The 11,277-nt window shown below is 69.7% G+C and carries 9 protein-coding genes and 1 pseudogene; 3 read left to right on the forward strand and 7 right to left on the reverse strand.

The genetic code is table 11. The features are described from left to right. Together FNX44_RS17210 and htpG are read left to right on the forward strand one after the other, a co-directional pair. Positions 1–747 (forward strand): ATP-binding cassette domain-containing protein (locus FNX44_RS17210; RefSeq protein WP_143649155.1); only part of this gene is annotated, 747 nt, incomplete at its 5' end. A gap of 192 nt (positions 748–939) precedes the next feature. Beyond that, the gene (htpG, locus tag FNX44_RS17215; RefSeq protein ID WP_143649156.1) at positions 940–2,868 is read left to right on the forward strand and encodes a molecular chaperone HtpG; all 1,929 of its coding nucleotides are present in this window, start codon (positions 940–942) and stop codon (positions 2,866–2,868) included. Positions 2,869–2,922: 54 nt separating this feature from the next. Here htpG and secD read toward each other — a convergent pair whose 3' ends face one another. The 7 genes from secD to FNX44_RS17250 all read right to left on the reverse strand — a co-directional run bounded on the left by secD (position 2,923) and on the right by FNX44_RS17250 (position 10,648). Further along, positions 2,923–5,244, reverse strand: coding sequence for a protein translocase subunit SecD (gene secD, locus FNX44_RS17220; RefSeq protein WP_143649157.1), 2,322 nt, complete (start codon positions 5,242–5,244; stop codon positions 2,923–2,925). A gap of 316 nt (positions 5,245–5,560) precedes the next feature. After that, positions 5,561–6,001: a hypothetical protein gene (locus tag FNX44_RS17225; protein ID WP_143649158.1), complete on the reverse strand. Its 441-nt coding sequence runs from the start codon at positions 5,999–6,001 to the stop codon at positions 5,561–5,563. A 282-nt stretch (positions 6,002–6,283) separates the two neighbouring features. Continuing rightward, the gene (locus tag FNX44_RS17230; RefSeq protein ID WP_143649159.1) at positions 6,284–6,829 is read right to left on the reverse strand and encodes a hypothetical protein; all 546 of its coding nucleotides are present in this window, start codon (positions 6,827–6,829) and stop codon (positions 6,284–6,286) included. Positions 6,830–6,900: 71 nt separating this feature from the next. Next, entirely contained in the window at positions 6,901–8,157 is a 1,257-nt protein-coding gene (locus FNX44_RS17235; protein WP_143649160.1) for a hypothetical protein, read from the reverse strand. Further along, positions 8,154–8,873, reverse strand: coding sequence for an ATP-binding cassette domain-containing protein (locus FNX44_RS17240; protein ID WP_143649161.1), 720 nt, complete (start codon positions 8,871–8,873; stop codon positions 8,154–8,156). The genes FNX44_RS17235 and FNX44_RS17240 overlap by 4 nt, the downstream gene beginning before the upstream one ends. Before the next feature lie 78 nt (positions 8,874–8,951). Next, entirely contained in the window at positions 8,952–9,425 is a 474-nt protein-coding gene (locus FNX44_RS17245) for a hypothetical protein (protein ID WP_143649162.1), read from the reverse strand. A 374-nt stretch (positions 9,426–9,799) separates the two neighbouring features. After that, positions 9,800–10,648 carry an HAD family hydrolase gene (locus FNX44_RS17250; RefSeq protein ID WP_143649163.1) on the reverse strand — a complete coding sequence of 283 codons (849 nt, stop codon included), beginning with the start codon at positions 10,646–10,648 and terminating at the stop codon, positions 9,800–9,802. 230 nt (positions 10,649–10,878) lie between these two features. Here FNX44_RS17250 and FNX44_RS17255 point away from each other — a divergent pair. Continuing rightward, positions 10,879–11,157, forward strand: a pseudogene (locus FNX44_RS17255) (RNA polymerase sigma factor); the annotation flags it as partial. Positions 11,158–11,277: the final 120 nt, after the last annotated feature.

Genomic DNA, 11,277 nt, shown 5'->3' on the forward strand with positions numbered 1-11,277 from the left:
GTCCTGGACAAGCTGACCGTCCGCCACCCGGAGGCCGACCGGCCCGCCCTCCTCGACCTCGACCTCACCCTCACCGAGGGCCGTCGGGTGGCCGTCGTCGGCCGATCCGGCGCCGGCAAGACCAGCCTCGCCCACGCCCTGCTCCGCTTCCTCGACCCGGAGTCCGGCGACTACCGGCTCGGCGGGACGCGGGCCACCGCGCTGGACTCCGACGCGGTACGCCGCCACGTCGGCCTCTGCGCCCAGGACGCCCACCTCTTCGACAGCACCCTCCGGGAGAACCTGCGCCTGGCCCTGCCCGACCCCGCCACCGCCACCGACGACGTCCTCCGCCGCGCGCTGGCCAAGGCCCGCCTCCTGACCTGGGTGGACAGCCTCCCCGGCGGCCTGGACACCGCGGTCGGCGAACACGGCGCCCGGCTCTCCGGCGGCCAGCGACAACGCCTCGCCCTGGCAAGGGCGTTGCTCGCCGACTTCCCCGTCCTGGTGCTGGACGAGCCCGCCGAACACCTCGACCTGGCGACCGCCGACGCGCTCACCGCCGACCTCCTCGCCGCCACCGAGGGGCGTGCGACGATCCTCATCACCCACCGACTGGCCGGCCTGGAAGCCGTCGACGAGATCCTGGTGCTCGACGCCGGACGTGTGGTCCAGCGCGGCAGCCACACGGAACTCGTCGCGGCCGACGGCCCCTTCCGCGCCATGCTGGACACCGAGCGGACCGCCGACGTCCTGCTGACCGCCTGACGTGTTCCGACAGCACGGCCGCCGTGCCACGCGGGTGGCGCGGCGATCCGTCCACGGGGCAAGATCAGTGGTGACGGGGGCGTGGTGGAGTGCGTCCCCGGGCGGTCCGCCGGACGGGGAGGCGGCGGTGCCGCCTTTCGCCGACGTCTGTCCTCCGCTGACGCGAGGACGTGCTCCCCGGGGAGGACTGCTGTGAGCGGCAAGGTCGAGACGCACGAGTTCCAGGCCGAGTCCCGCCAGCTTCTGCAACTGGTGGTGCACTCGATCTACTCCAACAAGGACGTCTTCCTACGCGAGTTGATCTCCAACGCGTCCGACGCGCTGGACAAGCTCCGCCTGGAGTCGCTGCGGGACGGCGACCTCGACGCGGACACCGCGGACCCGCACATCACGCTGGAGACCGACCCCGAGGCCCGCACGCTGACCGTGCGGGACAACGGCATCGGCATGTCGCGCGAGGAGGTGAAGGGGCTGATCGGCACCATCGCCAAGTCCGGCACGGCGGAGTTCGTCCGCAAGCTGAAGGAGGCGAACGCGAACAAGGACGCCGCCGCCTCCGCCGACCTCATCGGCAGCTTCGGCGTCGGCTTCTACTCCAGCTTCATGGTCGCCGACAGGGTCACCCTGGTGACCCGGCGGGCCGGTGAGCGCGAGGGCACCCGCTGGGAGTCCACCGGCGAGGGCACCTACGAGCTGGAGGCCCTCGACGAGGCGCCGCAGGGCACCTCGGTCACCCTGCACCTCAAGCCCACGGACACCGAGGACCACCTCTACGACTACACCGACGTCCACCGGCTGCGGCAGATCGTCCGCAAGCACTCGGACTTCATCCCCTGGCCGGTCCGGACGACGGTGGAACGCCCCGCGACGGACGGCGAGAACACCTCCGGCGAGCGGACCGTCGAAACGCTCAACTCCATGAAGGCGCTCTGGGCCCGCCCCCAGAGCGAGATCTCCGAGGACGAGTACAAGGAGTTCTACAAGCACGTCAGCCACGACTGGTCGGACCCGCTGGAGACCATCCACACGCGCGCCGAGGGCACCTTCGAGTACCAGGCCGTGCTGTTCGTCCCCTCCCACGCGCCGCTGGACCTCTACCAGCAGGGCGGCCGCCGCGGCGTGCACCTGTACGTGCGGCGCGTCTTCATCATGGACGACTGCACCTCGCTGCTCCCGAACTACCTGCGGTTCGTCAAGGGCGTCGTCGACGCCCAGGACCTCTCGCTCAACGTCTCCCGGGAGGCGCTGCAGCAGGACCGCCAGATCCAGCTCATGCACCGCAGGCTGGTCAAGAAGATCCTCTCCACCGTGGCCGCGCTCCGGGAGAAGGACAACGAGCGCTACCGCACCTTCTGGCGGGAGTTCGGCCCCGCCGTGAAGGAGGGCCTGCTCTCCGACACCGACAACCGGGAGACGCTGCTGGACCTCGCCTCCTTCCCCAGCACCCACCACCCCGAGGAGCAGACCAGCCTGCGGGACTACGTGTCCCGGATGAAGGACGGCCAGGAGCACGTCTACTACCTCACCGGCGAGTCGCGCGCCCGGCTGGAGAACAGCCCGCACATCGAGGCGTTCCGCGCCAAGGGCTACGAGGTGCTGCTGCTCACCGACCCCGTCGACGAGGTGTGGGTGGACCAGATCCGCGAGTTCGACGGCACCCCGCTCCAGTCCATCGCCAAGGGCCAGGTCGACCTGGACGGCGGCGCCGAGGACAAGGAACGCACCGAGGACAAGCAGCGGGCCGAGGAATTCGAACCCCTGCTCGCCCGGCTGCGCGGCGCACTCAGCGAGGACGTCAAGGACGTACGGCTCTCCAGCCGCCTCACCACCTCCCCTGCCTGCGTCGTCGGAGACGCCCACGACATCACTCCGAACCTGGAGAAGATGTACCGGGCGATGGGCCAGGAGCTGCCCCGCGTCAAGCGCATCCTCGAACTCAACCCCGACCACCCGCTGGTGACCCGCCTCAAGGACGGCCACGCCGCGGACGACACGGATCCCGCGCTCGGCGAGATCGCCGAACTTCTCTACGGCATGGCCCTGTTGGCCGAGGGCGGCGAACTGGCCGACCCCACCCGATTCACCCGCCTCCTGGCCGACCGCCTCGCCGCCGCCCTCTGACGCCCCGGGTAGCACGCCCGGAGGGCCGGGGCTCCGTGCCCCGGCCCTCCGCCGCTACACCCGGGCGCCGTTGTCGACGGGTGCGCGCCCGCCGAGGGTGGGGGCGGTGCGCTTGGGCCGGCGGGGCTCCGGTGCCGGCCTGCCGTGGCGTTGCTCCAGCCGCAGCGCCAGCGGCACGGCGGTGAAGATCGACGAGTAGCTGCCGACGGTGATGCCGATCAGCAGGGCCAGCGCGAAGTCCGCCAGCGTGTCGCCGCCGAGCAGCGCCAGCGCCGCCAGGATGAACGTCGCGCCCATACCGGTGTTGATCGTGCGCGGCATGGTCTGCAGGACCGCCGTGTTCGCCAGCGGCGCCAGGGGCTTGCGCCGGGCCGCGCCCCACAGCTCCCGCACCCGGTCGAAGACGACCACCGAGTCGTTCACCGAGTAGCCGATCACGGTGAGCAGTGCGGCGAGGAAGACGCCGTCGACCGGCTTGCCCAGCCACGCGAACACGCCGACCAGCACCACCACGTCATGGACCATCGCGGTGACCGCCCCCGCCGCGAAGCTCCAGCGGAAACGCACCGCCAGATACAGGAGTTGGCCCGCGACGGCGACGCCGAGCGCGATCAGCGCGTTCTTCCGCAACTCCGAGCCCAGACTGGGACCGATCATCTCGTCGCTGACCCGGGTGACCTCACCGCCCTCCTCGGCCAGCGCCGCCCGGACCCGCGACTCCTCCTCGTCGGTCAGCTTCGGCGCCCGGACCGAGATGTCGGCATCGCCGCTGCTGTTGACCTCGGCGTTCGCGAACCCGGCGTCGGCCAACGCCCGCCGCGCGGTGTCGACGTCCACCGGGCGGCTGGTGCTGTACTCCGTCAGCCGACCACCGGTGAACTCCACACCCAGCTCCAGCCCGCGCAGCCCCACACCGGCGCCCGCGACGACCACCACAAGAGCGGACAGCGCGAGCAGCCGCCGCGGGTGCCGCAGCAGATCCGGCGACCAGCGCAGCAGCCGCTCGCGGAGCCGACCCGTCAGCGTCACCCCGTTGAGCCGGGGGCGGGCGGCCAGGAACCGGCTGCCGGCGCAGAGTTCGGCCAGCGCCCTCGCGACGACCAGCGCGGAGACCATCGAGGCCAGCACACCGACCGCCAGCGTCACACCGAAGCCGCGCACCGGCCCCGAGGCGAAGAAGAACAGCAGCCCGGCCGCGAGCAGCGTGGTGACGTTGGAGTCCGCGATGGCACTGCGCGCGTTGCGGAAACCGGCCGCCAGCGCGGCACGCAGACTCCGGCGGCGCGGCGGCGCGGCCTGGTACTCCTCCCTGGCCCGCTCGAAGACCAGCACGTTCGCGTCCACCGCCATACCGATGGCGAGGACAAAGCCGGCCAGACCCGGCAGCGTGAGCGTCACCCCGAGGCCGACCAGCGCGGCGTACGAGATCAACCCGTAGGCGACCAGCGCGAGCGCCGCGAGCGCGCCGAAGAACCGGTACACGGCGACGACGAACAGCGCGGTCAGCAGCGTGCCGAGAAGCGCCGCCCGGGCACTCGCGTCGATGGCGGCCGCGCCCAGCGTCGGCCCCACCGTCCGCTGCTCGACGACCTCCACCGGCACCGGCAGCGCCCCACCCTTCACCAGCAGCGCGAGCTGCCGCGCCTCCTGCTGGTCGAAGGAGCCGGTGATCCGAGTGGCACCGCCGGTGATGCCGGCGTCGCAGCGCACCTCCGCGTCGACCCCGGGAGACGAGACCACCTCGTCGTCCAGCACGATGGCGACCCGGCGGCGGTCGTCACCCGGCGGATGGCAGGCCGCCTCCCCGGTGAGCTTCGCCCAGCCCTTTCCGGAACCCCGGAAGTCCAGCGAGACGAACCACCCGGCGGAGCCCTGCGTGTCCAGCAGGGCCTCGGCGTCCTTGACCTCGGCCCCGGTGAGCGCCGCCCGCCCTAGTTCAAGCGGTCGGCCCTGCTCGTCCTCGAGCACCTTGCCGCCGCGTGGGCTGTCGCCGGGCGGACTCTCGCCCTGTGGAACGTCGTCCGCCGGGCCGAGTACGGGGTGGAACGTGAGCTGCGCGGTACGGCCGAGCACTTCGGCCGCCTCACGCGGATCCTGCACGTCCGGCAGCTCGACGATGATGCGGTTCTCGCCGGAGCGGGTCAGGACGGGTTCGGCGACGCCGAGCGCGTCGACGCGGTTGCGCAGCACCTCCAGCGTGCGGTCGGTGACACCCCGGTCGACCTTCACGTCGGCGGTGTCCCTGGCCTCCACGACCAGTCGGGTACCGCCGCGCAGGTCGAGGCCGAGCCGGGGCGGGGTGCTGAGAGCGATGAACGTGGACACGAGCAGGACGCACAGTGCGACGACTGCTCGCGCCACCGTGGCACGAGTCAAGACGGGTTGCCTCCAAAGGGCGTGCCGACCCGGCACCGCGACCCACACCCGCCCTCACCCGGGACGGTCACCCCGGGCGACGACCGGACTCGCACCCACCACTACGGCGACGACGGTCGGCCCGTGTCGCATGCGGTGTGTGCGTGTGAGTGGTGCGTGTGCGTGTGAGCGCGCGTGTGCGCGATGCGGGCGGCGAGGACGACGGACGGTCCGTACGCCGCCGCCGGCCCACCGGTCCCCGGGGCCGTACCACGGCGGCCGTGCCTCGGCCAGGGGTGCCTCCCGGCCTTGGCGGCCGGGGGCGGCGGTGCGCCGGTCAGCGACCGGGCGTCACCGGAGGCGCCCGGTCGTCGGGCAGCGCGGAGGGACCACCGGGCGTCGCCGACGCCGGGCGCTCGGGCTGCCGCCACTCGACGGCCGGCGGGCGCGGCGGGGCGGCCCCGGCGGGCAGTACGCCGCCGGTCGGATGCGGCTCGCGGGGGAGCGGCGGCAGCGTCGCGCCCGGCGAGGCGACGTCGGCGGCCTGCTCGACGCCCCCACCGGGGACGTCACGGTGTGTGCCGTCACCATGCCCGTCGGCGGCCCCGTACCCGACGGTGACGGCGGCCGACCGGGCCACCTCCCAGGCGGCCGGTGCGGCGGTGTGCGCGGACTGGCCCAGCCCGAGCAGCACGGCGACCAGCGCGGCCAGCGTCGACCACACCGCCGCCCGCCCGCGCCGCGCTCCGCCCGCGCCTTCGTCCCGACCCGCACCCACTCACGAACCGTACCGCCCGGCACCGACAGTCGTCACCGGCGACCGGCGGCCAGCCGGCCGGTCAGGAGGCCAGCAGTTCCTCGATGACCACGCGCGCCCCCGTCCGGCGGCACGGTGTTTTCCTCGGCGGCCTTCAGCGCCTGCGCTTCTTCAGACGTACGAAGGCGACGGCGAACAGGAGAAGCACGATATTGGCCAGAACGAGCCCTACCATGATGTTGACAGCCGTTGGCATGCTGCTCTCCTTCGAGTGGTGGAGCTATCGCCACTTGTAGTGACCGTTCAGTCGCTCTGGCCCGTTCTCTGCCGTGCGGAGGGTGCCAGGACATAGGCAAGCAAGGCGAAACCGAAGAGGGCTGTCGCGGTCGACCAGTGCGCTGCTGTGACCTGTTCTCGCATAATGACGGCCCACCAGTAGTAGCCGGGTTCGGAGGGTGGGTAGCCGAACAGCATGCAGATCAGCGTAAGCCCCATGGGTGGAGCCCAGACGAAGTGGGGGTGTCCGAACCGAACCATGAGCACACCCAGCGCGGTGTGGATGACTACGTTTCTCGCCACAGCTTCCCAGGACACCGCTGCACCTGTGGCCTGGCCGAGGTTGACGGCGATGACGGCAAGGCTCGTCCAGGCCAGAACCCAGCATGCGCGCGCCCCGCGGGCTCTCGCCGGGTCCGGCAACGGAAGCCTCGCAGTGTTGTCGGATGCCGTCGCCGCCGCGGTGCCGGCGAGTGCGGGCAGCAGGAGCATTAGCGAAACAGGCGACTCAAAGAGGAAGTTGGCAACACCGGCGACGCTCAGCTGAGCGCCCAACAGGGAGAGGAGAGCCACGACCGCGATGAGCGTCGCGGCGGGCCGCGAGGCGTGTACGGCCGCCCAGGATCGAACACCGCTCGGCATCGTCAGCCAGCCAGGTCGCAACGGGCGTAATCGCTTTTGATTTCCGCCACCTGTTCCGGAGTCAGAATCCTCACGGGGACCGGGAAGTCATTCAGATCGAGCTTCACTCCGGCCAATCTGAGCCAGGTGGCGTAGAGTGACATCTCGCGTTCCCAGTAGGCGTCAGTGGGCGGTTCCCCTGTGTACAACTCAGAACAGTGGAGGGGACGCACCAGCTCGGTCACGACCTCTTCCAGTGACATGCGTCCCGAGACGTAGGTGTCGTCGGCGACCTCTATGCCTGCCGTCTCGGGTGCCGTCACACGGTACGTCCTACTGATCTCCTCGACCCGCTTGGGCACCAGCTCGGGATAGCCACCCTTGACCGCAGCACGCACCAGGATCTTGATCTTCCCGTTGACCGATGTGGCGAATCGCTCGTGCTCGCTATACAGGCACACCTCGGGACTCGTGCCGGAACACCGTAGAGGCGGTGCCGGGCTGGCCTCGAGGCGTGAGGCGGGCAGGAGGAACGGCGCAACCGCGATTACGCCCAGCGCGGCGGCGGTGAGCAGGGAGCCGGCTGCTGTGGGAACGGCGAAGCCTGAACGGTGCCTCAGCGGAATCAGTAGGAAGGACGCCGCAGTGACCACGAGCACGCCCAGTTGTGCCACGAGGTACCCGCCGTTGTAGACGTAGCCGAGGCGGGAGACTGTTGCGCCTCCAAGCGCGAGCAGCTCGAAACGGTCATGGCCGCCCCCCTCCCCCAGAAGGTAGATCGTGGCGAATCCTGTGCCGGCCGCTGCGATACCGGCAACGGCGGGAGGAGCGAAACGGCCGATCGCGGATCCCAGAGCGACATACCAGATGATCGCCGCGCACTGGATCAACGCCGCGGCTGCGAGCCAGCCCCAGCCTGTCGATGGTTGCCTTACGCCGCCAACGATCATTCCCGTGACGATCGCCAGCAGATGAACCGCCACTACGGGACCAGCGCACCAGGCGGCAGCCCGCAGGTAGGGCAACGTCGGCCGTGGCGTGGCCAGTACCAAGTGGATGTTTCCCGGACGAGAGAGGCGGGAGGCGTCAACGGCCGCCGCGCCCGCGCAGACAGGCCCGATGATGAAGAGCGCGATCGCGAACCAATCGACCGTCCACAGTCCCTCGCCACGCCAGGGTAGGCCTCGCTGGAAGAAGTTGGCGACTTCGAGGACAGCTGCCGGTACTGCGATCCAGGGGCCGACGAGGGTACGCAGAGCGAACGCGATAGGGACTCTCATGCCGCGTCTCCCATCAGTGTCGCGATCGAACGTTCCAGGTCGGTGTCGCCGGGGGCATCCGGAGCAGCCAGTTCTTCCAAGGATGGGATGTCGCCGTCAAAAGCGACGCTTCCGTCGTTGAGTACCACCACCCTGTCGGCCAGCCCGCGGACATCTTCAACCAAGTGCGTGGAGACGATGACGATACGATCTGCGGACACGTGCGAAATGGACTCGCGGAGCGCGATCCGTTGGCGGGGGTCAAGTCCGACCGTGGGTTCGTCCAAGAGCAGCAACGCTGGATCGTGGACAAGCGTGTGAGCGATACCCAGGCGCCTTGCCATGCCGCCGGACAATTGCCTGATCTTCCGCTTGCGTTGCTCAGTGAGTCCGGTGCGCTCCAACGCGACAGAGACGGCTCGGGCTCTCTCTGCCGTCGGGATACGCTGTAGCCACGCGACGTAGAGCAGGAATTCCTCGCACGTTGCAGCCTTGGGTAGCTGTGGCTCCTGCGGTAGGTACCCAAGAGAAGGACCGCCTGGGCCGTGCAGGGTGAGCGCGCCGGAGGTGGGCTTGTCGACGCTGGCTGCCAGCCGGAAGAACGTTGACTTGCCTGCTCCGTTGGGGCCGACAAGACAGGTAACCCCCTGAGCGATCTCCAGGTTGAGTGGTCCGAGTGTGAATGATCCTCCGTGATCCTTCGTCACGTCTTCGCACACCAGCCGGTTAGTGCTCATCGCAGCTTCAAGCTCTCTCTCCGCGCGGGTGGGCTGCCCGTCCGTGTGGCGGACGGGCAGCCCAGCTCTTCTGTCGACTCAGTACTCAGAGCCGCTGGTGTAGGACCAGCCGGTCGCCGGGTCGGTGCGCCACGGGACATCGATACGAGCCCGGACACGGCCACGTGCGTAGTCGGCCTGTCCGGCCACTCCCGTGTGTGCCTTGTAGTACTTATAGCTGCTGCTACTGTGGTGCTTGGTCTCGGTCCCGTCATGTACCCAGTACTTCTGAGTACAGTTGGTGTACTTCGGCTGGACGCAGTAACCAGCGTTCACCATCGTTTCAAGGTTGACGTACACCTTGTGATCGTCGGCGTTGGACAGCTTCGAGTAGCTGTAGACCTTGGATGTGGTGCCGTTGGCTCCGTTGTAGATTCGCCACTTGCCATAGGCGGAGCCCTGGCTGCCGTAGCCTTTCGCTACGAGCGGGCTGCTCTTCTTGTTCCAGTCGTGATACTCGCCAAGTGCGAAGGCGGACGCCGTCGTGCCGCCTACCGTGAGAGCGACCAGCATCCCCAAGCTGGTTACGCGCCGCATCGCTATCGGACGTGAAGACATATCTGTGTATCCCCCAGTTTCGTCTCAGCCGACTACTTGAGGTCGACCTGCGCCCGTCTTGTCAGGCACACGGCCAACGGGACGGGAGCCTACGCCGCTGTGAGGGGAGTTGCGCGACCTTGGTCTCATGCTTGAGCAAGTTCTGAGGTTCTGGTTGGGCCACATCCCGCAAAAGCGGTCAATGTGCCCCAGTGTGCTCTCGAAGCAACCGCCTTACGCTGTCCGGTATGTCGGTGCCTCGACAGAATGGTCTGCTACTGTGCCGCCTCCGGGTAGGGCGGGCGCCGCCACAGCGGGAGCGTGGCCATGCCGTTGCCGACCGGCCGCCGTCAGGAGGCCAGCAGTTCCTCGATGACCGTGGCGACCCCGTCCTCGTTGTTGCTCAACGTGCGCCCCGTGGTGGCGGCGAGGACGTCCGGGTGCGCGTTGGCCATGGCGTACGAGGCGCCGGCCCAGTCCAGCATCTCCAGGTCGTTCGGCATGTCACCGAACGCGACCACCTCCTCGGGGTTGATGCCCCGCTCGGCGCAGCACCGCGCCAGGGTGCTGGCCTTGCTGACGCCGAGGCCGCTGATCTCCAGCAGCGACGACGGGCTGGACCTGGTCACCTCGGCGAGGTGGCCGGCCGCCGCCCGGGCCAGCTCCAGGAACGCGTCCGGCTCCCAACGGCCGTGCCGCACCAGCAATTTGAGTACCGGTTCGGCCGCGTGCCCGCAGTCCTCGGAGAGCAGCTTCTCGACCGGTGCGACCGAGGCGCCCGGGTCGTCCTCGAACAGCGGGGAGTAGTGCGGCTCGTAGTGCATGCCGCCGGTGCGTTCCACCGCGAACGTCGAGCCGGGGACGGCCTCGCGCAGCGCCGCCACCACCTCCCTCGCGGCGTCGACCGGCAGCTCCCTGACCTGGACGATCCGCCGCCCGGAGTGCAGGTCCACCACGGCCGCGCCGTTGGCGCAGATGGCCAGCCCGTGGCCGTGCACGTGGTCGCTGACGACGTGCATCCAGCGGGCCGGGCGGCCCGTCACGAAGAAGACCTCGACGCCCGCCCGCTCGGCGGCGGCGAGCGCGGCCACGGTACGGGCGGAGACCGACTTGTCGTCGCGCAGCAACGTTCCGTCAAGGTCCGTGGCGATCAGCCGGGGGCGACAGCGAGTAACGGGTGGGTGAGTCACGGTGACCATCCTCGCGCATATGCCCGCACGATTGTGCGCGAAGCCGCGCGAGTGAGCACTTTCTCACGTTCCGTGTGCGCCCTCTTGTGCCCGATCTTGCCCGAACACGCGTACCTTTCCCCACTGGGCCTCAACACAGCCGAGAAGAATCCGGCAGGTTCCTGTTATCCCGCCGGCCTGGGGCGGTCTCCCAGGTGTCGGGGGAGGCAGGTCCATGACCGGAGAGGACTGGGACGCACGTGGACAGGGAAGACAGCACACACCATCGCGCGCTGGTGACCGCGGCACGGGACGGTGACCAGCGCGCCCGCGACGAGCTGGTCACCGCGTACCTCCCGCTCGTCTACAACATCGTCGGTCGCGCCCTGAACCGGCACGCCGACGTCGACGACGTCGTCCAGGAGACCTTCATCCGCGCCCTCGACGGGCTGCCCGGTCTGCGCGACCCCGACAGCTTCCGGTCCTGGCTGGTCACCATCGCCGTCAACGAGATACGCCGGCTCCGCCGCCCCGACCAGCACACTCCCTGACATGCCAGGCACGTGCCGCCCTTGGGGGAGGGGGCACGGCACTCGGGGCATTCCCGGCGGCACGGCGCACACAGGTGATCCTCCGGATGCGGCCATGGCAGTCGCCGC

It is taken from the genome of Streptomyces alkaliterrae, assembly GCF_007097205.2.
GTDB lineage: Bacteria > Actinomycetota > Actinomycetes > Streptomycetales > Streptomycetaceae > Streptomyces > Streptomyces alkaliterrae.

Coding starts and splice junctions, on each gene's coding strand:
- FNX44_RS17235 (WP_143649160.1), bottom strand. CDS start 8,157: ATGAGAGTCCCTATCGCGTTCGCTCTGCGTACCCTCGTCGGCCCCTGG.
- FNX44_RS17240 (WP_143649161.1), bottom strand. CDS start 8,873: ATGAGCACTAACCGGCTGGTGTGCGAAGACGTGACGAAGGATCACGGA.
- FNX44_RS17245 (WP_143649162.1), bottom strand. CDS start 9,425: ATGCTGGTCGCTCTCACGGTAGGCGGCACGACGGCGTCCGCCTTCGCA.
- FNX44_RS17250 (WP_143649163.1), bottom strand. CDS start 10,648: ATGGTCACCGTGACTCACCCACCCGTTACTCGCTGTCGCCCCCGGCTG.